The 25,017-nt window shown below is 69.5% G+C and carries 20 protein-coding genes; 13 read left to right on the top strand and 7 right to left on the bottom strand.

The window, feature by feature from the left end; genetic code table 11:
* The first annotated feature begins 27 nt into the window (after positions 1-27).
* The 3 genes from IFU40_RS05775 (at position 28) to IFU40_RS05765 (ending at position 3,297) form a co-directional block, all read left to right on the top strand.
* The gene (locus tag IFU40_RS05775) at positions 28-954 is read left to right on the top strand and encodes a PAC2 family protein (RefSeq protein WP_070407973.1); all 927 of its coding nucleotides are present in this window, start codon (positions 28-30) and stop codon (positions 952-954) included.
* A 319-nt stretch (positions 955-1,273) separates the two neighbouring features.
* Positions 1,274-2,602, top strand: coding sequence for an RNA polymerase sigma factor (locus tag IFU40_RS05770; RefSeq protein ID WP_191925694.1), 1,329 nt, complete (start codon positions 1,274-1,276; stop codon positions 2,600-2,602).
* Entirely contained in the window at positions 2,599-3,297 is a 699-nt protein-coding gene (locus tag IFU40_RS05765) for a coenzyme F420-0:L-glutamate ligase (protein WP_055837189.1), read from the top strand. Before IFU40_RS05770 ends, IFU40_RS05765 begins: the two co-directional genes overlap by 4 nt.
* A 138-nt stretch (positions 3,298-3,435) precedes the next feature.
* On the opposite strand, the gene IFU40_RS05760 is transcribed toward IFU40_RS05765, so the two are convergent.
* Positions 3,436-4,458 (bottom strand): sugar-transfer associated ATP-grasp domain-containing protein, encoded by a 1,023-nt coding sequence (locus tag IFU40_RS05760; protein WP_191925693.1) that lies wholly within the window; start codon positions 4,456-4,458, stop codon positions 3,436-3,438.
* A 45-nt stretch (positions 4,459-4,503) separates the two neighbouring features.
* Here IFU40_RS05760 and IFU40_RS05755 point away from each other — a divergent pair, with 45 nt between their 5' ends.
* On the top strand, positions 4,504-5,154 hold the full coding sequence (locus IFU40_RS05755) for an alanine racemase C-terminal domain-containing protein (RefSeq protein ID WP_191925692.1): 651 nt from the start codon (positions 4,504-4,506) through the stop codon (positions 5,152-5,154).
* Entirely contained in the window at positions 5,151-6,194 is a 1,044-nt protein-coding gene (locus IFU40_RS05750) for an alanine racemase (RefSeq protein WP_191925691.1), read from the top strand. Before IFU40_RS05755 ends, IFU40_RS05750 begins: the two co-directional genes overlap by 4 nt.
* A gap of 90 nt (positions 6,195-6,284) precedes the next feature.
* On the opposite strand, the gene IFU40_RS05745 is transcribed toward IFU40_RS05750, so the two are convergent.
* Positions 6,285-6,506, bottom strand: a complete 222-nt coding sequence (locus IFU40_RS05745) for a DUF7455 domain-containing protein (RefSeq protein WP_055837203.1) — start codon at positions 6,504-6,506, stop codon at positions 6,285-6,287.
* Between the two features lie 161 nt (positions 6,507-6,667).
* On the opposite strand from IFU40_RS05745, the gene IFU40_RS05740 reads away from it, so the two are divergent.
* Positions 6,668-8,740 carry a DNA gyrase/topoisomerase IV subunit B gene (locus IFU40_RS05740; protein ID WP_156458891.1) on the top strand — a complete coding sequence of 691 codons (2,073 nt, stop codon included), beginning with the start codon at positions 6,668-6,670 and terminating at the stop codon, positions 8,738-8,740.
* A 75-nt stretch (positions 8,741-8,815) separates the two neighbouring features.
* Here the strand turns inward: IFU40_RS05740 and IFU40_RS05735 are convergent, their stop codons facing one another.
* Positions 8,816-11,275: a DNA gyrase/topoisomerase IV subunit A gene (locus IFU40_RS05735; protein ID WP_191925690.1), complete on the bottom strand. Its 2,460-nt coding sequence runs from the start codon at positions 11,273-11,275 to the stop codon at positions 8,816-8,818.
* A gap of 70 nt (positions 11,276-11,345) precedes the next feature.
* Between IFU40_RS05735 and IFU40_RS05730 the strand changes: the two genes are divergently transcribed.
* Positions 11,346-12,473: an alkaline phosphatase family protein gene (locus IFU40_RS05730; RefSeq protein WP_191925689.1), complete on the top strand. Its 1,128-nt coding sequence runs from the start codon at positions 11,346-11,348 to the stop codon at positions 12,471-12,473.
* 70 nt (positions 12,474-12,543) lie between these two features.
* Here IFU40_RS05730 and sepH read toward each other — a convergent pair whose 3' ends face one another.
* Positions 12,544-13,581, bottom strand: coding sequence for a septation protein SepH (sepH, locus tag IFU40_RS05725; RefSeq protein WP_055837214.1), 1,038 nt, complete (start codon positions 13,579-13,581; stop codon positions 12,544-12,546).
* A gap of 222 nt (positions 13,582-13,803) precedes the next feature.
* Between sepH and IFU40_RS05720 the strand changes: the two genes are divergently transcribed.
* Entirely contained in the window at positions 13,804-14,097 is a 294-nt protein-coding gene (locus IFU40_RS05720; RefSeq protein WP_055837222.1) for a DUF4193 domain-containing protein, read from the top strand.
* Here IFU40_RS05720 and IFU40_RS05715 read toward each other — a convergent pair.
* On the bottom strand, positions 14,072-14,563 hold the full coding sequence (locus IFU40_RS05715; protein WP_055837225.1) for a DUF3093 domain-containing protein: 492 nt from the start codon (positions 14,561-14,563) through the stop codon (positions 14,072-14,074). The two genes, IFU40_RS05720 and IFU40_RS05715, sit on opposite strands and share 26 nt — an antisense overlap.
* Positions 14,564-14,575: 12 nt before the next feature.
* On the opposite strand from IFU40_RS05715, the gene dut reads away from it, so the two are divergent.
* From dut to dxs, 5 genes are all read left to right on the top strand, one after another.
* Positions 14,576-15,031, top strand: a complete 456-nt coding sequence (gene dut, locus IFU40_RS05710; protein ID WP_055837227.1) for a dUTP diphosphatase — start codon at positions 14,576-14,578, stop codon at positions 15,029-15,031.
* Entirely contained in the window at positions 15,028-15,651 is a 624-nt protein-coding gene (locus IFU40_RS05705; RefSeq protein WP_055940281.1) for a DUF3710 domain-containing protein, read from the top strand. Before dut ends, IFU40_RS05705 begins: the two co-directional genes overlap by 4 nt.
* Entirely contained in the window at positions 15,648-16,403 is a 756-nt protein-coding gene (locus tag IFU40_RS05700) for a DUF3159 domain-containing protein (RefSeq protein WP_055837234.1), read from the top strand. The genes IFU40_RS05705 and IFU40_RS05700 overlap by 4 nt, the downstream gene beginning before the upstream one ends.
* A gap of 133 nt (positions 16,404-16,536) precedes the next feature.
* Complete coding sequence (locus IFU40_RS05695; RefSeq protein ID WP_055837237.1) at positions 16,537-19,377, top strand: aconitate hydratase; 2,841 nt, start codon at positions 16,537-16,539, stop codon at positions 19,375-19,377.
* A 166-nt stretch (positions 19,378-19,543) separates the two neighbouring features.
* A complete protein-coding gene (dxs, locus tag IFU40_RS05690; protein ID WP_191925688.1) occupies positions 19,544-21,490 on the top strand; it encodes a 1-deoxy-D-xylulose-5-phosphate synthase in 1,947 nt (648 codons plus the stop codon).
* Between the two features lie 176 nt (positions 21,491-21,666).
* Here the strand turns inward: dxs and IFU40_RS05685 are convergent, their stop codons facing one another.
* Together IFU40_RS05685 and IFU40_RS05680 are read right to left on the bottom strand one after the other, a co-directional pair.
* Positions 21,667-23,805 (bottom strand): 3-hydroxyacyl-CoA dehydrogenase NAD-binding domain-containing protein, encoded by a 2,139-nt coding sequence (locus IFU40_RS05685; protein ID WP_191925687.1) that lies wholly within the window; start codon positions 23,803-23,805, stop codon positions 21,667-21,669.
* Positions 23,802-25,010 carry an acetyl-CoA C-acyltransferase gene (locus IFU40_RS05680; RefSeq protein ID WP_191925686.1) on the bottom strand — a complete coding sequence of 403 codons (1,209 nt, stop codon included), beginning with the start codon at positions 25,008-25,010 and terminating at the stop codon, positions 23,802-23,804. Before IFU40_RS05680 ends, IFU40_RS05685 begins: the two co-directional genes overlap by 4 nt.
* Positions 25,011-25,017 lie beyond the last annotated feature (7 nt).

The raw sequence follows: 25,017 nt of genomic DNA, 5'->3' as shown, positions 1-25,017 counted from the left end.
ATCCGAGACGGCTCGTAGAGTGGATCCATGCCCCACATCGCCCCGCTGTACGACCGCGCCCCCGCCGCGCCGCCCGTGCCGTCGGGCCTGCCGCTGGTGATCGCCCTGACCGGCTTCACCGACGCCGGTGGGGCCGTGACCCGGCTCGTCGAGTACTTCCGCGCCGACCTCGAGCCCAACCCGCTCTACGTCTTCGACAACGACATGCTGCTCGATTACCGTGCGCGGCGCCCCCTCATCACCTTCGTCGAGGACCACCTCACCGACTACCGCCCGTCGAAGCTCGAGTTGTCGCTGGCCCACGACTCGCTGGGGCACCCGTTCCTGCTGCTGGCCGGATACGAGCCCGACTTCCTCTGGGAGTCGTTCTCCGAGACGGTCCTCGAGCTCTCCGCCGGGCTGCAGGTCTCGTCGATCACCTGGGTGCACGCCATCCCCATGCCGGTTCCGCACACGCGCCCGATCGGCACGACGGTCAGCGGCACGCGCTCAGACCTGGCCGAGGCGCACTCGGTCTGGCGTCCGCACACCCAGGTTCCCTCGACCGTCGGTCACCTGCTCGAATTCCGCTTCGCCGAGGCCGGCGCCAAGGTCGCCGGCTTCGCCCTTCTGGTTCCGCACTATCTCGGTGACACCGAGTACCCCGCGGCAGCCCTCGCGGCCCTCGACAGCCTGACGGTCGCGACCGGGCTCGTCTTCTCGGGAGAGGTGCTGCGCGAAGAGAACCGCGAGTTCCTCGGCAAGGTCTCCGAACAGGTCGAGGGGAGCGACGAGCTCACCCGCATGCTCGAGAACCTCGAAGAGCGCTACGACGCCTACATGGCCGGATCGACGTCGGCCACGCCGATCATCCACACCGGCGATCTGCCGAGCGCCGACGAGTTGGCGGCCGAGCTCGAGAGATTCCTGGCCACCCGCCCCGGAGACGACGACCGCCGCGGTCGCCTGGGCTGACCCGCCGACGCCGTCGTCCAGGCGGCGCCGCACCCGCCCGGCCTGCGGTCGGGTTCCCCGACGGTCGACGCATCGCCGGACCGTACGCGCCGACGATTGGCCCCCCGGGGAATGATCGCCGCGTGCGTGGCGTTGTCTACGCATAGATCCCCGGCCCACGTCAAGTCCCGGGCGGGGGATGTGAGACAATGAAGAACCTGACCCGTTGTCAACCGGACCAGGAGCCCCCGCTCCTCGGTTCGGGACTTGACAAGGGTCTTACTAGTGTCCGAGAACGACCGGCGGCCGTGCAGCGTACGTTCCCGGTGAAAGGCGAAACGTGGCAGTCACGACGACCAAGACCCGCTCCAAGAGTGTGAAGGACGCCGAGCTCGCGAACTCCGAGGAGACCGTGACGGCGTCGACGACGACGACCGCGAAGAAGGCTCCCGCCAAGAAGGCCCCCGCCAAGGCCAAGGCGACGCCCGCGAAGGCCAAGACCAAGGCGAAGAAAGACGACGACCTCGAAGAAGACGAAGAGGTCGAAGACGAGGGCGATGTCGAGGTCGAGGTCGACGACAGCGACGACACCGAAACCGAAGCGGCCAAGACCGCGACGAAGAAGTCCGACGACGACACCGACGACGACGACGAGAGCCCGAAGGCTCCCGCCGAAGCGCTGCCGACCGGCGCCATCGTCATCTCGTCGAGCGACGAAGACGACGTCCCCGTCTACTCCGCGCAGATCACCGGCGCCACCGCCGACCCCGTCAAGGACTACCTGAAGCAGATCGGTAAAGTCCCGCTGCTGAACGCGGCCGAAGAGGTCGAGCTCGCGATGCGCATCGAGGCGGGTCTCTTCGCCGAAGAGAAGCTGTCGAACATGTCGGCCGCCGAGAAGACCAACCAGGTCGGACTCGACCTGCAGTGGGTCGCTCGTGACGGTCAGCGCGCCAAGAGCCACCTGCTGGGCGCCAACCTGCGCCTGGTGGTGTCGCTCGCGAAGCGCTACACCGGTCGCGGCATGCAGTTCCTCGACCTCATCCAGGAGGGCAACCTGGGCCTGATCCGTGCGGTCGAGAAGTTCGACTACACCAAGGGCTTCAAGTTCTCGACCTACGCCACCTGGTGGATCCGTCAGGCCATCACGCGCGCCATGGCCGACCAGGCCCGCACCATCCGCATCCCGGTGCACATGGTCGAGGTCATCAACAAGCTCGCGCGTGTCCAGCGTCAGATGCTGCAGGACCTCGGTCGCGAACCCACGCCCGAAGAACTCAGCCGTGAGCTCGACATGACCCCCGAGAAGGTCATCGAGGTGCAGAAGTACGGCCGCGAGCCGATCTCGTTGCACACGCCCCTCGGTGAAGACGGCGACAGCGAGTTCGGTGACCTCATCGAGGACACCGAGGCCGTCGTCCCCGCCGACGCCGTGGGCTTCACGATGCTGCAGCGTCAGCTCGAGTCCCTCCTCGACTCGCTCAGCGAGCGTGAAGCGGGTGTCATCCGCATGCGCTTCGGCCTCGGCGACGGTCAGCCCAAGACGCTCGACCAGATCGGCGACACGTTCGGCGTCACGCGCGAGCGCATCCGCCAGATCGAGTCGAAGACGATGGCCAAGCTGCGTCACCCGAGCCGCTCGCAGTCGCTTCGGGACTACCTCGAATGAGCGGCGAGGCCAACGCCGGCAAGGCGCTCACCGTTACCGTCGAGGGCACCTCGTACGCCCGCATCCCGATCCGCACGCGGGTCGTCATGCCGGGAGACGACCTCGACGCTTTCGTCCTGGAGTACGCGAAGGATGCCGTGCAGCCGGGCGACCTGCTGTTCGTCACCGAGAAGATCGTCGCGATCACGCAGGGCCGGTCGTACAAGCTCGACACGATCACGCCGCGCAAGCTCGCGCTGTTCCTGTCGAAGTACGTCACCCGCACGCCCTACGGCATCGGTCTCGGCATGCCCGAGACCATGGAGATGGCGCTGCGCGAGTGCGGTACCCCGCGCATCCTGTTCGCCGCGGCCGTCTCGGCCGTGACCAAGGCGTTCGGCCGGAAGGGCGACTTCTACCGCATCGCCGGCGACAAGGCCCGCGCGATCGACGGCCCCACCAAGGGAACGATCCCGCCGTACAACCAGGCCGTGGTGCTCGGTCCGGAGCGCCCGCGCGAGGTCGCCGCTCACCTGAAGTCGCTGCTCGGCGTCGACCTGCAGGTCGCCGTGGTCGACATCAACGACCTGGGGGGCAACATCCTCGGCTCGACGATGGACAAGGCCGGCGAGAAGCGTCTCGTCGCGATCCTCAAGGACAACCCGCTGGGCCAGGGACACGAGTCCACCCCGCTGGGCATCGTGCGCCACAGCTGACACCACCCGTCGAAAGCCCGCTCCGGTCTCGGAGCGGGCTTTTCGTCGTCCGTGCGGCACAACTCCTGCACCACCGGCGCGCGATCACACACCGAAGGCCCGCCCCCTCACGGGAGCGGGCCTTCTCGATGTCCGGTGTCAGAAACCGATCGCGGCGCGGTAGCGCGGCTTGTGACCGGTGCGGATCCCGGTGACGCTCGGCTTGTTCTCGTACACGCCGGCACCCCAGTTGCCCTCGACGAGCACGGGGCCGTCGGGACCGACGACGATGTCCCAGCCCACGTACTGCACCTGCGGCACGACGCGTGCGACCTGGTCGACGAACGCCTTCACCTCGTCGATCATCGGCAGCTGGAAGTCGGCGATGCGGGCTCCCGAGTCGGGGTGCAGTTCGTGCACGTGCCCGTGCGAGTCGTAGCCGGCGCCGAGCGCGTGGCCGTTCTCGTCCAGCATCGTGTAGAAGCCGCCGAAGGTCATCTGGTCGCTCACGGCTCCCCGGCCGAACTTCTGCGCCATCGCGAGGATGTGCGTGGTCGACCCGTCGAAGAACGCCGTGACGCGCGTGGTGTTCACCGTGCCGGGGCAGACCGCGGCGAGATCGTCGTGCTGGCGGATGACCTCTTCGACGAGGATCTCCCCGCGCTCGAGCAGGCCCCGGTGGAAGGCGCTCCAGTCCTCGACCTCGGTCGCGTGATAGCGGTGCACGCCGGTCCCGGCCTGGCCGACCGGCTCCTTGGTGACGATGGTGCCCAGACGCTCGGTGAACGCCTTCAGGGCGTCGGCGTTGTCGGCATCCACGACCATCCATTCACGGCGCAGGAAATCGCTGAACCGACGGTCGAACTCGACCTTGTCCTGGAAGATCCCGCGGTAGTCGGGGTGGTCGTATTTCTGCGAGATCTGATTCGACACGGGGTGCGTCATGTACGTCTCGCGCTCGGCGGGCGTCAGGATCGCGAAGTCGTAATCGATGTAGTCCTGGAAGCCGACGTTCTTCACACCGGCCTGGAAGAGCATGTCGGCGACCACGAGCGGCAGCGACTTGCCGTGCTGCTCCGCGGCTTCTTTGGCACGCTCGACCACCGAGCCGACGTCGATGCGGCGGGCGCGTCCGGCGAGGTAGCGGAGGCGGGTGACGGGGGAGAAGCCCTGGGTAGGCATGCACGCTCCGGGATCGGGGGAGAAGGACCCCGTTAGTCTAGATGTGTGACCTCCACGCTCCCTGCCCGCACGCCCGCGGCCGGGGGAGTCGCGCCCGTGGCCCTCGTATCGGAGTCCGCTCTGCGCGCCAACGCGCCCCTCGCCCTCGCGGCCGGTGCGGCCTCCGGCGCCGACGACGTCTTTACGGCCGACGGCTGGGGGCACGGCGCGGCGTGGGTGGACTCCGTGCTGTCCGATCTCGACATGGATGCCGCCGCCCTCGACGCCGCAATCCTGTTCGGCCTGCCCGGCTCGCACGCGCGCCCGGTGCTGTCGCTGCGCGGACGCTCCCTCGGCTCCAAGCCCCTGTTGCGCGGGGAGGGCGTCTCGTACGGGTACACGCACCGCGCCCCCCACGACACGACCATCGCTCTGGTCACCGGCGGCTATGCCCAGGGCGTCGTGCGCTCGCTCGGCAACGCGGTGACCGTCGCCATCGACGGGCGCCGTCACCGCATCGTCGGCCGCGTGGCCATGGACGTCTGCGTCGTCGACGTCGAAGACGCCCCCGTCGCCCGGGGGGCCGAGGTGGTCTTCTTCGGCGACCCGGCCGACGGCCACCCGTCGCTCGCGGAGTGGACGGATGCCACCGGCCTCACCGCCGCGGAGATCGTCGCGATCGTCGGCGCCCGGGCGGACCGCAGGGTGGCCGCGTGAGTGCCGTCTACCGCGTCGACCTCGACGCCTTCGCCCGCAACCTGCGCCGCGTGCGCGAGGCCGTCGCCCCCGCCGTCCCCATGCTCGTCGTGAAGGACGATGCCTACGCCCACGGGCTCGAGCGGATCGTGCGGCGCGCGGGCGAGGAGGGCGTCCGCTGGTTCGGTGCGTTCGACGTCGTCACCGGCGCCGCGGTGCGCGCGATCGCCGGCCCGGACGCGCGCATCTTCGTCTGGCTCATCGGGGGAGCCGACGACCTGGCCACGGGCATCGCGGCCGACCTCGACCTCGGACTCGGCGACGAGGCCCTCCTCGACGACCTCGCGCGTCTTGCGGCGGACCGCCCGGCGCGCGTGCACCTCAAGATCGACACGGGGCTGCATCGCAACGGCATCCGACCCGAGCGGTGGCAGGGAGCCCTCGCGCGCACCGCCGCGCTGGTCGATTCCGGACGCGCCGTGCTCGAGGGGATCTGGTCGCACATCTCCGAGGCCTCGGATGCCGACGACGACGACGCCCGTGCCCTGTTCCTCGCCGCGCGCGATCAGGCGCGCTCCGCCGGCCTCGACCCCCGCTTCTCGCACCTCGCCGCCAGCGCGGCCGGATTCGCACGCGGGGAGTTCCGCGAAGACCTCGTGCGGGTGGGGGCGTTCTCGTACGGCATCCGTCCCGCCGGCGGCCCGAGCGAGACGGACCTCGGTATCGAGCCCATCGCCCGTCTCACGGCGACGGTGACGACCGTCGACACGGCGGGCGTCCACCTCGACGTCGGCAGCCTGCACGGCCTTCCCTGCACCCTGGCCGCCCGCTTCGACGTCGACACTCCCGGGGGCCCCCGCCGGGTCGAGGCGATCCGCCCGACCGAGACCGTCCTCGCGCCGTGGGATGACGCGGCACCCGGTGACGAGATCGTGATCTTCGGTCGGGGAGCCCGCAGCAGCGCGACCGACCTCGCCGAGCTCATCGACACGATCGGCGAAGAGATCGCCCTCCGCGTCTCGCCGAGCCTTCCCCGGGTCTACGACGCCGACGGGCGCTGAACTCGCGACTGACGCCAGCGACCGCGAACGCGAAACGGGCCCCGTCCCACTCCCGGAGGAGTGGTGCGGGGCCCGTTTCGACGTACCGGCTCAGTCGGCGGCGGTGAGACGCGCGGTCTCGTCGTGCCACGAGGTGGCGATGCTGCGGAGCTTCTCTTCGTACTTGCGGCCGTGGTGCGCACAGAACAGCAGTTCGCTGCCGTTCACCTCGGCGGCGATGTAGGCCTGCGCTCCGCACGAGTCGCAGCGATCAGCCGCCGTCAGGCGGTGGTCGAGGACGGCTGACGCTTCGGGTGCAGTCGTGGTGGTCATCTCGGGTGCCCTCCTCAGTGGTCGTTGGGCGAGTCCCCATATACAACCACGCGGATGTTTCCCCTATGCCGCGGCGTGATCACATTTCGCTGTGCGCGTACGACGACCCGACCTCGCTGTGTGTCTGCAAGCGATGTCGGCGGCCCCGATTACGCTGGGAGATCGTGACGTCCGAGTACTCCGCCCATCATCTGCAGGTCCTCGAGGGCCTCGAAGCCGTGCGCAAGCGCCCGGGTATGTACATCGGCTCGACCGACTCCCGGGGCCTCATGCACTGCCTGTGGGAGATCATCGACAACTCCGTCGACGAAGCCCTTGCCGGCCACGGCTCGCGCATCGACATCGTGCTGCACGCCGACGGCAGTGTCGAGGTGCGCGACCGGGCACGTGGCATCCCCGTCGACGTCGAACCGCGTACCGGTCTCACGGGCGTCGAGGTGGTCTTCACCAAGCTGCACGCCGGAGGAAAGTTCGGCGGCGGCTCGTACGCGGCCTCGGGGGGACTCCACGGCGTCGGCGCCTCGGTCGTGAACGCGCTGTCGGAACGACTCGACGTCGAGGTCGACCGCGCCGGCAAGACCTACGCGATGTCGTTCCACCGCGGCGAACCGGGCCGGTTCGCGGGCGACACTCCCGACTCGGCCTTCACTCCGTTCGAGCGCAGCAGCGAGCTGCGGGTCATCGGCAAAGCCCCGCGCGGGGTGACCGGAACCCGCATCCGGTACTGGGCGGATCGGCAGATCTTCACCAAAGACGCGGCCTTCGGCCTCGATGATCTCGTGCAGCGCGTGCGCCAGACGGCCTTCCTCGTGCCGGGCCTCGAGATCGTGGTGCTCGACGATCGTGCCGAAGAACGCGTCGAGACCAGTTACCGCTTCGACGGCGGCATCTCGGAGTTCGCCGAGTTCCTCGCCCCCGACGCCGCGGTCACCGACATCTGGCGGCTGACGGGGACCGGGTCGTTCACCGAGACCGTCCCCGTGCTGCAGCCCGGCGGCTCCATGGTCCCCACCGAGGTCGAGCGCGCGTGCGAAGTCGACATCGCCGTGCGCTGGGGCACCGGTTACGACACCACCAGCCGGTCCTTCGTGAACATCATCTCGACGCCCAAGGGCGGCACGCACCAGCAGGGCTTCGAACAGGGCCTGATGAAGGTGCTGCGCGCGCAGGTCGAACAGAATGCGCGCAAGCTCAAGGTGGGCAACGACAAGGTCGAGAAAGACGATCTGCTCGCCGGTCTCACGGCCGTGCTCACGGTGCGCCTGCCCGAGCCGCAGTTCGAAGGCCAGACCAAAGAGGTGCTCGGCACCCCCGCGGTGCGACAGATCGTGGCATCCGTCGTCACCCAGGAGCTCACGGCGCTCTTCGCCTCGCCCAAGCGCGACGACAAGGCGCAGACGGCCCAGCTGCTCGAGAAGATCGTCTCCGAGATGAAGGCCCGCATCTCGGCGCGCACGCACAAAGAGACCCAGCGCCGCAAGAACGCCCTCGAATCGTCGTCGCTGCCCGCGAAGCTCGTCGACTGCCGATCGAACGACGTCAACGATTCCGAGTTGTTCATCGTCGAGGGCGACTCGGCCCTGGGAACGGCGAAGCTCGCCCGCAACAGCGAATACCAGGCGCTGCTGCCGATCCGCGGCAAGATCCTGAACACGCAGAAGGCATCGATCAGCGACATGCTGTCGAACGCCGAGTGCGCCTCGATCATCCAGGTGATCGGCGCGGGCTCCGGGCGCTCGTTCGACCTGAGCGCCGCGCGCTACGGCAAGATCATCCTCATGAGCGACGCCGACGTCGACGGGGCGCACATCCGCACCCTGCTGCTGACGCTCTTCTTCCGGTACATGCGACCGCTCGTCGAAGAGGGCCGCGTCTACGCGGCGGTGCCGCCCCTGCACCGCGTCGTCGTCATGAATCCGGGTACCAAGCCCAACGAGACGATCTACACCTACAGCGAGCAGGAGCTCCACGCCCTACTGACGAAGCTCAAGCGCAGCAACAAGCGCTGGCAGGAGCCCGTGCAGCGGTACAAGGGCCTCGGCGAGATGGATGCCGACCAGCTCGCGACCACGACCATGGACCGGGCGGGCCGCATGCTGCGCCGTGTTCATGCCGAGCACATCGAGCAGGCAGCCGAGGTCTTCGACCTGCTCATGGGCAGCGACGTCGCTCCGCGCCGGGAGTTCATCATCGAGTCGAGCGACCGCCTGGCACGGGAGCGCATCGACGTCTGAGTGTCGGACGACGCTTCGTCGGCCCGTCGTGGACCAGACGGCGCGCGCCGTGCGGCGCGGCGCCGTCGGCGCGCGTCAGCGGATGGCGGTGCCGATCGCGCCGATGACGGCGTCGAGCGGCTGACCCGACGCGTCGCGCTTCGCGCCCGCCTCGGGCAGAGCCCGCACGGCACCATCGGCGCCGACGGCGCGGGGATCGGTGCCGACCCAGGCCAGCACGAGGGCGTCTTCGCCCCGTAGCAGGCGCTGCGCGCGCACGCCACCGGTGGCACGGCCCTTCGCCGGGTACTCGGTGAACGCCGAGACCTTCGCGCTGCCCGCATCGGTGCCGGGCAGGGCGGCCGAAGAACCCGCGACGGTGACGACGACCGCGTCGAACGCTGACGCCCCCACGACCGCGAAGGCGATGACGTGGGCGCCGTCCGCGAGCCGGATGCCGGCCATGCCCCCCGCGGAACGGCCCTGCGGGCGCACCGACGAGGCTTCGAAACGCAGCAACTGCGCGTCGCTCGCGACGAAGACGAGCTCGGCGTTGTCTCCCGCGGGTGCGGCGCCGACGACGCGGTCACCGTCGCGCAGCGAGATGATCTCGATGTCGGGCTTGGTTCCCAGCTCGCTCGCGGCGACGCGCTTGACCACGCCCTGCGCGGTGCCCAGTGCGATCATGGGGCCCCCGACGAGGGGGACGAGTGCGACCACCGTCTCGCCCTTGGCGAGGGTGAGGTACTGCTCCACCTTCGTGCCGGCGGCCACCTGCACGGCGTTGGCCGGGACCGAGGGAAGGTCGACGGGAGAGAAACGCACCAGGCGCCCCGCCGAGGTCACGGCACCGATGTCGCCACGCGTGGTCGTGTCGACCGACGAGCGGATCGCGTCGTGCTTGGACCGACGAGCCGGGGGCACCACCCCGCCGGCGGGCGCGTCGGCGATGAGCTCGGCGCGCACCATGCGACCGGTCGACGAGAGGTAGACGCGGCACGGGGCGTCGGCGATCTGCAGGTCGGCGGCGGCGGCTGCGGCAGCACGGGCCGACCGGGGTTGCACGGGCCCGCCGTTGAGCAGCATCGTGCGCCGGGGCGTGCCGTACGCCTCGGCGGCGGCATCGAGTTCGGTCGCGACCAACTGTCGCAGGAGCGTCTCGCTGCCGAGCAGTTCGACCAGCGCGGCGATCTCGGCGTGCAACTGATCGCGCTCGGCCTCGAGCTCGATGCGCGAGAACTTCGTCAGGCGCCGCAGGCGCAGCTCGAGGATGTACTCGGCCTGCAGATGTGAGAGGTCGAAGACCTCCCGCAGCTTGGTTCGAGCCTGGTCGCCGTCGTCCGAGGAGCGGATGACCTGGATGACCTCGTCGATGTCGAGGATCGCGATCAGCAGGCCCTCGACCAGGTGCAGGCGTTCGCGCTTGCGCGCCAGGCGGTACTCGCTGCGGCGCGTGACCACCCGGATGCGGTGCTCGATGTACACGCGCAGCATGTCGCGCAGCCCCAGCGTCTGCGGCTGACCGTCGACGAGGGCGACGTTGTTGATGCCGAACGAGTCCTCGAGGGGGGTCAACCGGTACAGCTGCTCGAGCACGGCCTTCGGGTCGAAACCGGTCTTGATGCCCACGACCAGGCGCAGACCGTGGTTGCGGTCGGTGAGGTCGGTCACATCGGCGATGCCGGTGAGCTTCTTCGCCTGCACGGCGTCTTTGATCTTCTCGATGACCCGCTCGGGTCCGACCAGGTAGGGCAGCTCGGTGAAGACGATGCCCGTACGCCGGGGGCCGAGCGACTCGATCGACGCCTTCGCCCGGGTGCGGAAGCTGCCGCGGCCGTTCGTGTAGGCGTCCTTGATGCCGTCCAAGCCCACGATGATCCCCCCCGAGGGGAGATCGGGGCCCGGGACGAACTCCATGAGCTCCTCGACCGTGGCATCCGGATTCTGCAGCAGGTGCGTGGCCGCCCCCACGACCTCGACGAGGTTGTGGGGCGCCATGTTGGTCGCCATGCCGACCGCGATGCCGGTCGCGCCGTTCACGAGCAGGTTCGGGAAGGCGGCGGGCAGCACCTCGGGCTGCTGGAACTGGCCGTCGTAGTTGGGGATGAAGTCGACGACGTCCTCGTCGAGGTTCTCGGTCAGCGCCAGGGCGGCCGCGGCCAGACGGGCCTCGGTGTAACGGGGGGCTGCGGGGCCGTCGTCGAGCGAACCGAAATTGCCGTGACCGTCGACCAGCGGCACGCGCAGCGAGAACGCCTGCGCGAGGCGCACGAGCGCGTCGTAGATCGGGGCGTCGCCGTGGGGGTGCAGCTTTCCCATCACCTCGCCCACGACACGGGCGCTCTTCACGTGCCCGCGGTCGGGCCGGAGGCCCATCTCGGCCATCTGGTACAGGATGCGCCGCTGCACGGGCTTCAACCCGTCACGCGCGTCGGGAAGGGCACGCGAGTAGATGACCGAGTAGGCGTACTCGAGGAAGGACCCCTGCATCTCGGTGGAGACATCGACGTCTTCGATGCGCTCGGTCACGGGGGCGGAGGAACGGGAATCGGGCATAGAGGAGGCCTCGGGTCGGGCGGGCGTCCGGATCGGACGGGGATCGGAGCCGTGTGGAAGACTTGCTCCGATGTCACTCAGCCTACCGGCGGACCCGCCGCGCTCCCGGAGCCTCACCGGTGTGGTGACGCAGACCATCGCCGCGTTGTCGGGGGAGTCCGACTGGCTCGCCCCCGCGCGCAGTGCGATCGTGTTCGTCGTCGACGGCCTGGGCAGCCACAACCTCGCCGCGCGTCGCGGACACGCGCGCTTCCTGTCGTCGGCGGGCGGGCGTCGCGACGTCGCGCGCACGGTGTTCCCCTCGACCACCGCCGCCGCCCTGACGAGTCTGCTGACCGGCACCGACCCCGGTGTGCACGGCATCGTGGGCTACCGCGCCCGCGTCCCGGGCACGCGCACCGCCCCCAACCAGTTGCACGGCTGGGAGACCGACGGCCTCGATCCGCACACGTGGCAGCGCAGCCGGCCCCTGCTCGAGCAGCGCGTCGACGCGGGGCACCCGTGCTTCGTCGTGTCGCGCCCGGCCTACGCCGGAACCGGCTTCACCGAAGCGACGCTCCGTGGCGCCGAGCTCGTCTCGTCGAACGACATCGACGAACGCGTGCGCCTCGCGGCCGACCTGGCGGCCCGGCATGCCGGAGCCCTGGTGTACCTCTACGCCCCGGAACTCGACACGGCGGGCCACCGCGACGGCTGGGAGTCGGATCGCTGGACCGACGCGCTCGAGACGGTGGATGCCGCCGCCCGCCGCCTCGGCGAGTCGATCGACGCGGGCACCGGCGTGCTCGTGACCGCCGACCACGGCATGGTGGACGTCCCCGCGCACAAGCACGTGCTGCTGCGCGACGGCGACGAGCTGCTCGACGGCGTCGACCTGGTCGGGGGCGAACCCCGCATGCTGCACCTCTACGCCGACGAGGGGCGAGCGGATGCCGTGGCTGCGGCCTGGAAGGCCCGCGAGGCGTCGCGCGCCTGGGTGCTGACCCGCGACGAGGCGATCGAGGCGGGCCTGTTCGGTCGGGTCGACGACGAGGTACGGGAGCGGATCGGCGATGTCGTCGTCGCGGCGCGCGGGCGCTTCGCCTACTACGACGACCGCGAGGCCGACAAGCGACCCCAGCGCATGATCGGCCAGCACGGCTCGCTGACCGAAGAGGAACGCACGGTGCCGCTGATGCGCCTCGGCGCCTTCGCCTGAGCCGTCTCGCGCGGGCGGGGTCCCGGCATCCGCCCGCGCACCATCCGCGTGCGGGGCGGGGGTGAGAGCGTCAGCTCTCGTCGGTGCGCGCCCCGAACACGATCTCGTCCCACGACGGCATCGACGGGCGCCCCTTGGTGCGCCGCGCGGAATCCGCCGACGACGAAGACGAACGATCCGGGTCGGCGGGGGAGTCCGCGTCGGTGGACGGCGTCGGCTCGACCGCGTCGAACAGCGACACCGGGGGGCCCGACGGACGCCGCTCGGGAGACGGCTCGCTCTCGGTCATGCCGGGGAGCGGTTCCCTCTGCCCACGACGACGGCGCAGGGCCTCGAGCAGGTCGGCCGTCTCCGACGAGGCGACCGGGGCGTCGGGAGCGCGATTGATGGCCGCGGCCTGCACGGCGGGGGCGATGGGGCCGGTGCCTTCGACTCCCGGCTCGTCCTCGATGTCGAGGCGACGGGGACCGAAGGACCCGCTGTCGAAACGCGAGTCGTCCTTCGAGACGGTGTCGAGGGCTCGGAGGCGCGGGATGAGTCCCTCGGGGAGCGACCCCTGCCGCGAGAGCTGGATGGCGTCGGCGTTCTGCGGCGACAGGCTGCTGCGGCGCGGGTCGAAGCCCCACCGCGCGTCGTGGTCGATGCCGTTGGCCGTGAACTCGAGCTTCACCAGCCAGCTCGAACCCTCTTTCCAGCTGGTCCAGCGCTCCGCCGAGGCACCGGCCTCGCCGAGCTTGGCGCGCACGGCCGCACCGAAGGTGATGGGGGCGTCGTGCTCGAGGGCACCGCCGAGCAGCACCGGGACGGCCAGGGCCTGACCGACGACGTGCTCGCGCTCGGCGAGGACCGGGCGCTCGAAACGCTCGACGTCTTCGACGCGGGCGTTCAGCAGGGTGGCCACCTCGCGGGCCGACATCCCGGCGCGGATGTGCGCCTGGATCTCGCGGGGGCTGGGGCGCGGGGCACGGTCGTCGTCGCTGCGATCACGACGGGCGCGGCGCGCCTCGGCGCGCAGCACGTCGTCGAGCGGCAGCGCGAAGCGCTCGCCCGCCTGAGTCGCGACGACGAGGACGTCGTCCTCGGTGCCGATGACTTTGAGCTGTTCCATGCGAAACACCCCTCCGATCTGCGGTCGAGGCCCATGCTGACACGCTCGCCGCGTGGTTCCGGGAATATCGCGGGCGCGCCGCGAGTTTCACGCCTCGCCCAATACGCAACCCGTCCCCCGAGCATTTGCTTATCGAGGTCGGGTCATGCAAACTATGGCCGCCCGATCGGGCACCCGATGGGGCACAGCACCACAAAACACTGGAAGTAGAGACCTGCACGCATGGCAACGGATTACGACGCACCGCGCAAGACCGAGGACGACAGCGAGTCGATCGAGGCCCTCAAGGAGCGCGTGCCCGACAAGGCGTCGGGGTCGATCGACAACGAGGACGCCGACAACCCTTCGGGCTTCGAACTGCCCGGCGCCGACCTCTCCGACATCGAGCTCGATGTCGTCGTTCTCCCCGCTCAGGAAGACGAGTTCACCTGCATGAACTGCTTCCTCGTGAAGCACCGCTCCCAGATCGCAGAAGAGAGCGGCCCCGGCTTCATCTGCCTGGAGTGCGCAGCCTGACCTGAGCACGCTGGATCGCCGCCACCAGGCGATCCGGCGTGCGGGTGGACACCACCCACGACGGGGTTGGATCGTCGGGGTCGGTCACGGGAATCGTGACGACACCGTCGACACCACCCCGGATGACGTGCCAGGCCCGGTGGTCGAGACCACTCCCGCGGGCCGTGCGCGCCTCTTCGGCGGCCACGCCGACGGGGGTCCCCAAGAACTCCACCGGGATGTGGCCGCGACCTGCGCGCAACTCGCCGTCGCGGATCTCGACGACGGGGGAGATGGCGACGAGACCCACCACGATCGCCACCGACACCAGGAGCCCGATGAACAGGGCCAGCGTGGTGTCGAGCGGCGAGAACACCAGGGCGGCCATGGGGCCGCACACGGCGGCGGCGACGAGCGCCCAGAGCGACGGGCTCAGACGCTCTCGATAGTCGGCTGCGGTGCGGATGCCGCACCCCCTCTTCTGCATTACCCTCGTGGGGTGACCGAAACGGTGGACGTCCCAATTGTCGCATCCGAGCCCCCGGTCTTCGCCCACCCCGGCGACGCCGGTGCCGACCTGATCGCCGCCGAGGCCGTGCGCCTGCAACCCGGGCGCCGTGCGCTGGTGTCCACCGGCGTGCGCATCGCCCTCCCCGAGGGCCACGCGGCCTTCGTGGTGCCCCGCAGCGGGCTCGCTGCGAAGCACGGCATCACCGTCCTCAACTCCCCGGGCACGATCGACGCCGGGTACCGCGGCGAGATCAAGGTGGCCCTGCTGAACACCGACCTCGACGAGGCCTATGACATCGCGGTCGGAGACCGCATCGCCCAGCTCATCGTGATGCCCGTCCCGCCCGTGCGCTTCGTCCCCGTCGACGAACTTCCCGACAGCGTGCGCGGCGACGGCGGTTTCGGATCGAGCGGATACCAGAGCCTTCAAGGGAGCACACGATGACCGACAACGACCAGCCCGGCACAGACCAGCCCGGAACCGAGGTCGTCACGGCGGCCAAGAGCGCCCCGGCCGATCGCGACAGCGCCGGCCCCTTCGACGAATCCGAAGCGAACCCGGTACGCCCCTACATCGACCTGGGCGGCATCAAGATCCTCCCGCGCGAAGGACTCAACCTGCGCCTCGAGGTCGAGGAGCAGACCAAGCGCATCGTGGCCGTGGGCCTCGACTACTCCGAGTCCACCCTGCAGGTGCAGCCCTTCGCGGCCCCGCGCACCAGCGGCCTCTGGGAAGAGACGCGCGAGCAGATCCGACAGCAGGTCAAGCAGCAGGGCGGCCGCGTCGAGGAGCGCGAGGGCCCGCTGGGTCCCGAGCTGCTCGCCGAGGTGCCCGTCATGGCCGGCGCCGACGGCTCGGCCAAGCGTCTGGCCCGCTTCGTCGGCGTCGACGGCCCGCGCTGGTTCCTGCGCGGGGTGATCGGGGGAGCCGCGACCTCCGACGTCGCGGCCGCCGCTGCCGTCGAAGACCTTTTCCGCTCGATCGTCGTGGTGCGGGGCACCTCGCCCATGCCGCCGCGCGATCTGATCCCCCTCCGGATGCCGGCGACCCCCGGCACCGCATGAGCGACGACTCGCCGCGCCCGGCGCACGACGACGCCCGCGTCCCCCTCGAGCCGCCCTCGGCCGCAGACAGCGTCGGAGCCGCGCTGGGGAACGCCGCGCGTCGCGCGGGCCTCGACCCCGCGAAGCACAGCTCCACCGGCGCTGCCGTGTGGTCGGCGATGGGCGGGTGGCGCGGCATCCTGGAATCGGTGCTGCCGTCGCTGGCGTTCGTCGTGCTGTTCACGGTCACGATCGATCCCGAGACGCGCCAGGGCAACCTCTGGGTGAGCCTCGGGGTGTCGGTGGGTCTCGCCGTGGTCTTCACGCTGGCGCGCCTCATCGCGAAGTCTCCGCCCAGCGCCGCCATCGGGGGTCTGCTCGCCACCGCGGGCGCCGCGATCCTGGCCCTGGTGACGGGCCGCGGTCAGGACAACTTCGTGCTCGGGTTCTTCACGAACGGCGCGTACGGCACGGCCTTCCTGGTCTCGGCCCTCATCGGCTGGCCGCTCATCGGCCTCGCGGCGGGCTACCTGCTGGGCGAGGGCACGGCCTGGCGCGCGGACCGCCGCAAGCGTCGGGCCTACACCTGGCTCTCGATCGCCTGGGCGGCGCTGTTCGCGGCGCGCCTGATCGTGCAGCTTCCGCTGTACTTCGCCGGCGACGTGACCGCGCTCGGCACGCTGAAGATCGTCATGGGCCTGCCTCTGTTCGCCCCGATGCTTGCCGTGACGTGGCTCGTGGTGCGCGCTCTCACTCCTCGCCGAGAGTCCTGATAATATCTTGACATCAAGATAAATCCGTCGCCCCAGACGGTTAGGTCGACCTTCCTGGCATCGACGTCTCCGCGCGGGGAAGATGGGAAACTGCGGGTCTACGCCTGCGCATTCGCCGACGAAGGAGACGATCGTGTCCACGGTTGACAGCTTCGGTGCCAAGAGCACCCTGACGGTCGGCAGCACCGACTACGAGATCTTCCGCATCGACACGGTCGCCGGTTACGAGAAGCTCCCGTTCAGCCTCAAGGTGCTGCTCGAGAACCTGCTCCGCACCGAGGATGGCGCGAACGTCACCAAGGAGCAGATCCAGGCGCTCGGTTCGTGGGTCCCCACGGCCGACCCCGACACCGAGATCCAGTTCACGCCGGCACGCGTGGTCATGCAGGACTTCACCGGTGTGCCCTGCATCGTCGACCTCGCCACCATGCGCGAGGCCGTCACCGCCCTGGGCGGCGACCCCAACAAGATCAACCCGCTCTCGCCCGCCGAGATGGTCATCGACCACTCGGTCATCGCCGACCTGTTCGGCAGCGAGAACGCCCTCGAGCGCAACGTCGAGATCGAGTACGAGCGCAACGGCGAGCGGTACCAGTTCCTCCGCTGGGGCCAGACGGCCTTCGACGACTTCAAGGTCGTCCCCCCGGGAACCGGCATCGTGCACCAGGTCAACATCGAGCACCTGGCCAAGGTCGTCTACGACCGCACCGTCGACGGCGTGCTGCGCGCGTACCCCGACACCTGCGTCGGCACCGACTCGCACACCACGATGGTCAACGGCCTGGGCGTGCTCGGCTGGGGCGTCGGCGGCATCGAGGCCGAGGCGGCCATGCTCGGCCAGCCCGTGTCGATGCTCATCCCGCGCGTCGTCGGCTTCAAGCTCACCGGTGAGATCCCCGCCGGGGTCACCGCGACCGACGTCGTGCTCACCATCACCGACATGCTGCGCAAGCACGGCGTCGTCGGCAAGTTCGTCGAGTTCTACGGCGAGGGCGTCGCCTCGGTGCCGCTGGCCAACCGCGCCACCATCGGCAACATGAGCCCCGAGTTCGGCTCGACGGCCGCCATGTTCCCCATCGACGACGTCACCCTCGAGTACCTGCGCCTCACCGGCCGCGACGAGCAGACCGTCGACCTGGTCGAGGCGTACGCCAAAGAGCAGAAGCTGTGGCACGACCCGTCGCGCGAACTGTCGTTCAGCGAGTTCATCGAGCTCGACCTCTCGACCGTCGTCCCCTCGATCGCGGGCCCGAAGCGCCCGCAGGACCGCATCCTGCTGTCCGAGGCGAAGTCGCAGTTCGAGAAGGACATCCTGAACTACGCCGACGCGTCGGTCTCGGACTCGATCGTCGACCTCGAGGTCGACGGCACCTTCCCCGCCTCCGACCCCGGTTCGGTCCCCGGCGAAGAAGAGGAAGACGTCACCGACAGCGAGGTGCTCATCTCGTCGGGGCACCCCGTCAACGCCTCGAACCCGGTGCGCGTGACGACGCCCGACGGGCAGTCGTACCTGCTCGACAACGGCGCCGTCACCCTCGCCGCCATCACGTCGTGCACCAACACCTCGAACCCCTCGGTCATGATCGCGGCGGGCCTGCTCGCCAAGAACGCCGTCGACAAGGGCCTCAAGCGCAAGCCGTGGGTCAAGACGACGCTCGGACCGGGCTCGAAGGTCGTCACCGACTACTACGAGAAGTCGGGCCTCGACAAGTCGCTCGAGGGCCTCGGCTTCTACACCGTCGGCTACGGCTGCACGATCTGCATCGGCAACTCGGGTCCGCTCATCGAAGAGGTCTCCACGGCCGTCAACGAGCACGACCTGGCGGTCACCGCGGTGCTCTCGGGCAACCGCAACTTCGAGGGTCGCATCAGCCCCGACGTGAAGATGAACTACCTGGCCTCGCCGCCGCTGGTGGTCGCCTACGCGCTGGCCGGCTCGATGAACTTCGACTTCGAGACCGACGCGCTCGGCACCGACCAAAACGGCGAAGACGTCTTCCTGAAGGACATCTGGCCGGCCCCCGACCAGGTGCAGTCGATCATCGACGCGTCGATCTCGCGTGAGCAGTTCATCACCCAGTACGCCACCGTCTTCGAGGGTGACGAGCGCTGGAAGAACCTGCCCACCCCGACCGGCCCGACCTTCGAGTGGGACGCCGACTCGACCTACGTGCGCAAGGCTCCGTACTTCGAGGGCATGACCATGGAGCCCGACGCCGTGCGCGACATCAGTGGCGCGCGCGTCATGGCGACGCTCGGCGACTCGGTCACCACCGACCACATCAGCCCGGCCGGCAACATCAAGGCGGGCACGCCCGCCGCGCAGTACCTGATGGACCACGGTGTCGCGCAGAAGGACTTCAACTCCTACGGCTCGCGCCGCGGCAACCACGAGATCATGATCCGTGGCACGTTCGCGAACATCCGCCTGAAGAACGAACTGGTCGCCGCCGTCAACGACGGTCAGATCATCGAGGGCAGCTACACGCGCGACTTCACCCAGGCCGGTGGCCCGCAGACGTTCATCTACGACGCCTGCATGAACTACCAGGAGCAGGGCACCCCGCTCGTCATCTTCGGTGGCAAGGAGTACGGCTCCGGCTCGTCGCGTGACTGGGCGGCCAAGGGCACGAACCTCCTCGGCGTGAAGGCCGTCATCACCGAGAGCTTCGAGCGCATCCACCGCTCGAACCTCATCGGCATGGGCGTCGTCCCGCTGCAGTTCCCCGCCGGCGAGAGCTGGAAGACCCTGGGTCTCGACGGCACCGAGATCGTCTCGATCGAGGGCCTCGAACAGCTCAACGAGGGCGTCACGCCCAAGACGGTCAAGGTCATCGCGACCCCGAGCGAGTTCTCTCCCGAGGGCAAGCAGCCGATCGAGTTCGACGCGGTCGTGCGCATCGACACCCCCGGTGAGGCCGACTACTACCGCAACGGCGGCATCCTGCAGTACGTGCTGCGTTCGCTGGTCTGACACACCCGCACCGTCGTGCCCCGGGGGCCTCGCTCCCGGGGCACGCGGCGTTTGCGGCGACCACGAAACGACCGTGATCGCAAGGCGTTGCCGGGCCCGACCGGCCCCCCGAGACTAGAATCGACAGGTATTCGCACCACTGCGTCTACCGCACGAGAGGAGTCGCATGGCTCTCCTACCCGGCATTCACGGTCCCCGTGACCTCGACGACCTGGGCCCCGCGCAGCTGCGTCAGCTGGCCGCTGAGGTCCGGTCGTTCCTCGTCGAGAACGTCTCGCGCACCGGCGGCCACCTCGGTCCGAACCTGGGCGTCGTCGAACTGACGATCGCCCTGCACAAGGTGTTCGACTCGCCCGCCGATCCCATCATCTTCGACACCGGTCATCAGTCGTACGTCCACAAGATGCTCACCGGGCGTCAGGACTTCGCCAACCTCCGCTCGCGCGGGGGATTGGCCGGGTATCCGCAGCGCTCCGAGAGCGAGCACGACGTCGTCGAGTCCTCGCACGCGTCGAGCTCGCTGAGCTGGGCAGACGGGGTCTCGCGCGCGTTCTCGCGCACCGGACGCACCGATCGTCATGTGGTCGCCGTCGTCGGAGACGGCGCGCTCACGGGCGGCATGACGTGGGAGGCGCTGAACAACATCAGCGACGACAACGACCGCAACCTCGTCATCGTCGTCAACGACAACGGGCGCTCCTACGCCCCGACCATCGGCGGCATGGCGCGCTACCTCAACCGTGTCCGCACGAACGACGCCTACCGCACGCTCCACCGAGGCTCCGACACGCTGTTCCGGCGCCTAGGCCCCGCGGCTCGCGCCGTGTACCGCGGCGTCCGCGGCGGCACGCACGGGTTCCTCTCGCGCTTCACGAACAACGAGGCGCTGTACAGCAACCTCGACATCAAGTACCTGGGCCCGGTCGACGGGCACGACTTCGACGTGCTGATCGAGACGCTCGAGCTGGCCAAGTCGTACGGCGCTCCCGTCATCGTCCACGCGATCACCGACAAGGGCAGCGGATACGCCCCGGCACTCAGCGACACCGCCGACCAGTTCCACGCGGTGGGCAAGATCGACCCGATCACCGGCGAGGCCGTCAGCTCGGGCGGTGGCCCGCAGTGGACCGACGTCTTCGCCGAGGAACTCGTGGCCGTCGGTGCCGAGCGCGACGACGTCATCGCCATGACGGCCGCGATGCTGCGGCCGACCGGGCTGCAGCAGTTCGCCGAGCGGTTCCCCGAACGCGTCTACGACGTCGGCATCGCCGAACAGCACGCCGTCGCCTCGGCCGCCGGTCTCGCCTTCGGCGGCCTGCACCCCGTCGTGGCGATCTACGCCACCTTCATGAACCGTGCGTTCGACCAGGTCATGATGGACGTCGCCCTGCACAAGGCGGGGGTGACGTTCGTTCTCGACCGTGCCGGCGTGACGGGTCCCGACGGCCCCAGCCACCACGGCATCTGGGATCTCGCGATGCTGCAACTCGTCCCGGGCATCCGCATCGCCGCGCCGCGCGACGCGAGCCGTCTGCGCGAGGAGTTCCGCGAGGCGACCGCCGTCGAAGACGCCCCCACCGTCGTGCGGTACCCGAAGGGCAAGATCCCCGACGACCTCGATGCGATCGAGCGTCTCTCCGACGGCGTCGACGTGCTCGCACGCGGCTCGTCAGAAGATGTGCTGCTCGTCGGCATCGGCCCGATGGTGCACCTGGCGATGGAGGTCGCCGAGCGGCTTCGCGCGCAGGGCATCGGCGCGACGGTGATCGATCCCCGCTGGGCAATCCCGGTGCAGCCCTCGATCGTCGAACTCGCCCGTACGCACCGTCTGGTGATCACGATCGAGGACGGCATCCGAGTCGGCGGAGTCGGCACCCGTGTGCGTCAGGTGCTCCGCGAGGCCGGCGTCGACACGGCGGTCGACGAACTCGGCATCCCCGACGCCTTCATCGACCACGCGACGCGCGAGCAGATCCTCGAGGATGCCGGGCTCACGGCGTCGAAGATCGCCCACGACGTGGTGGCCCAGGTGCTCGGCACCCGCATCCCCATGGCCCGGCAGACGCCCACCGGGTCGATCCCCACGTTCGACTGGGAGAAGTCGCGCCCGTGACGCCGACCCTGTGACGCTGGCCTCGTGACGGGCTGAGGTCAGGCCGGACCGCACGGGTTCCGGCCTGATCCCGTTGTGCGGGTCGTTCCCACGACGCTGCACGCCCCGAGACGACGCCTCGCTCCGCGGGTACGACAGCGGCGCCGCCCCCTCGGGGACGGCGCCGCTGTGGTGCGTCAGGCTCCGATGCCGCGAATGGGCGGGTGGTGGAACGTGTCGCCGAAGGCGCGATCCGACGCTCCCTCTCGATCGAGGTACGGCGAGGCGCCGCCGTCGATGAACGGCCATCCGGCGCCGAGGATGAGGCACAGGTCGATGTCTTCGACCTCGGGCACCACGCCCTCGTCGAGCATGATCTTGATCTCCTGTGCGAGGCCGTCCTGCACGCGGGCGAGGATCGTCTCGGGCGCGACCGGCGTCTTCCCGGTGACGAGAACCTTCTGCGCGGCCTTCGTCCAGCCGGTCACGCGACCGCCCTTGTCCTTCTCGACGACCTCCGGGAGCGCGGCGAGCTCGTGGAAGTTCGCCGACGAGAAGAAGCGGTCGGGGAACGCGTGCGCCATCGTGTCCTGCACGTGGGCGGCGACCTTCCATCCCACGAGGTCGATGAGCTGGAACGGCCCCATCGGCAGGCCGAGAGGTGCGAACGCCTTCTCGACCGTCGCGATCGGGGTGCCCTCGTAGACCGCGCGTGCGGCCTCGCCCATGACCTTCGCCAGCAGACGGTTCACGACGAAGCCGGGTGCATCGGCGGTGAGCACCGCGTTCTTGCCCAGGCCCTTCGCGACGACGAACGCCGTCGACAGGGCGGCGTCACTCGTGGCATCCGTCTTCACGACCTCGATGAGCGGCATCACCGCGACGGGGTTGAAGAAGTGGAAACCGACGAGACGCTCGGGGTTCTGCAGCACCGAACCGATCTCGGCCACCGAGAGCGACGAGGTGTTCGTGGCGAGGATCACGTCGTCGGCGACGATCTTCTCGATGGCCGAGAACACCTCCTGCTTGACCCCGACCTCTTCGAACACCGCCTCGATGACGAAGTCGCAGTCGGCGAACTCCGAGCGGTCGGTCGTGCCGTGCACGAGGGCGCGCAGCTGGTTGGCGGTGTCGCCGTCGAGGCGGCCCTTGGCTTCGAGCTTGCCGATCTCTTCGCGGATGGATGCCACGCCCTTGTCGACGCGCCCCTGGTCGAGGTCGGTGATGATCACGGGAACCCGGAGCTTGCGCACGAACAGCAGCGCGAACTGCGACGCCATGAGACCGGCGCCGATGACGCCGACCTGGGTGACCTTCTTCGCGAGCGCCTTGTCGGGGGCCCCGACCGGACGCTTCGCGCGCTTCTGCACGAGGTCGAAGGCGTACATGGATGCCGCGAACTGGTCGCCCGTGATGAGGTCGGCGAGAGCTTCGTCTTCGCGGGCGAAGCCCTCGGCCCTCGTGCCGCTCTTGGCCTTGTCGAGCAAGTCGAGCGCGACGTAGGGGGAGCGGGGCACGGTGCCGATCTTGGACTCGAGCATGCCGCGGGCCATCTTGATCGCGATGGGCCACTTGGTCAGGCGCTCGAGCTTGCCCGGCTCGTTCTTGCGCTCGACCTTCACCCGGCCCGTGAGCACGCCGTCGGCCCACCGCAGCGAGTCCTCTAGGTACGAGGCCGCCGGGAAGATGGCATCCATGATCCCGAGGTCGAAAGCCTGCTGCGGCTTGAGCATGCGGTTCTGCTTGAGCGGGTTCGAGATGACGACCTCGAGCGCGTTCTCGATGCCGATCAGGTTCGGCAGCAGGTAGGCGCCGCCCCAGCCGGGGATGATGCCGAGGAACACCTCGGGAAGGGCCACCGCCGCGGCCGAGGCGTCGACCGTGCGATACGTCGAGTTCAGCGCGATCTCGAGACCGCCGCCCAGAGCGAGGCCGTTCACGAAGGCGAACGAGGGCACGCCCAGCTCGGAGAGCGAGCCGATCACCTGATGTCCGCGCTGGGCGATCAGGCGGGCGACGTCTTTCGAGGGCAGCTTCGCCACGTCGGACAGATCGGCGCCGGCCGCGAGGATGTACTGCTTGCCCGTGATGGCGACGGCGTGGATCTCGCCGGCCGCGGCCCGGCTCTTCAGCGTCTCGAGCGTGCGCCCGAGCTCGGCGAGCGTCGCCGGCCCCAGGGTGTTGGGACGGGTGTGGTCGCGACCGTTGTCGAGCGTGACCAGGGCGAGCACGTTACCCGAGGGCAGGCGCACGTCGCGGACGGGGGAGTGGGTCACGACCTCGTCGCCGGTGAGGGCGTCGAGGGGCGAGAAGTCGATGGCGGCGTAGTCGGTCACTTGCGCTTCTTCTTTCCGTCGAAGAACGGGTTCTCCCAGATGACCGAGCCCCCCTGACCGAGTCCCACGCACATGGCGGTGAGGCCGTAGCGCACGTCGGGACGCTCGGCGAACTGAGCGGCCAGCTGGATCATGAGACGGACTCCGGATGCCGCGAGCGGGTGGCCCAGGGCGATGGCGCCGCCCCACGGGTTCACGCGTAGGTCGTCGTCGGCGATGCCGAAGTGATCGAGCAGCGAGATCACCTGGATGGCGAAGGCTTCGTTGAGCTCGAACAGACCGATGTCATCGATCGTGAGCCCGGCCTTCTTGAGCGCCTTCTCGGTCGAGGGGATGGGTCCGATGCCCATGATCTCGGGCTCGACGCCGGCGAAGGCGAACGAGACCATGCGCATCTTCGGAGCGAGGCCGAGTTCTTTCACGGCACCGGAACCGGCGAGCAGGCTGATGGTCGCGCCATCGGTCAGCGGCGACGACGTGGCCGCGGTGACCCGTCCGTGCGGGCGGAACGGTGTTTTGAGCGTCGCGAGTCCCTCGAGGGTGGTCTCGGGTCGGCGGCCCTCGTCTTCAGTCGCGAGTCCCCACGCGCCCTCGGCGTTCTTCACCGCGACAGAGACGAGGTCGGGCTGGATCTTGCCGGCCTCGTAGGCGGCTTGCACCTTGTGCTGGCTGGCGACGCCGAAGCGGTCGGCGCGGTCCTTGGTCAGGTGGGGGAAGCGGTCGTGGATGCGCTCGGCCGTCACGCCCATGTTGAGCGCGCCCGGGTCGACGAGCTTCTCGGCGACGAAGCGGGGGTTGGGGTCGGCGCCTGCGCCGATGGGGTGGCGGCCCATGTGCTCCACGCCGCCCGCGAGGGCGAGGTCGTACATGCCGACGCCGATCGAGGCACCCATGGTGGTGACGCTCGTCATGGCCCCCGCACACATGCGCTCGACCGCGAAGCCGGGCACCGTCATCGGCAGACCCGCGAGGATCGCCGCCGTGCGTCCCAGGGTCAGCCCCTGGTCACCGGTCTGCGAGGTGGCGGCGATGGCCACGTCGTCGATCCGGTCCTTCGGCACGTCGCCGTTGCGCTCCATCAACCCGATGATGGCCTTGACCACCAGATCGTCGGCACGCGTGTTCCAGTACATGCCTTTTTCGCCGGCGCGCCCGAAGGGGGTACGCATTCCGTCGACGAAGAAGACGTCCGTCATCTCGGCCACTCTGCCT

Source organism: Microbacterium sp. CFBP 13617 (assembly GCF_014839445.1).
Classification (GTDB): Bacteria; Actinomycetota; Actinomycetes; order Actinomycetales; family Microbacteriaceae; genus Microbacterium.
The sequence above is the reverse complement of the archived record's forward strand: the minus strand, read 5'-3'. Positions and strand labels throughout refer to the sequence as shown.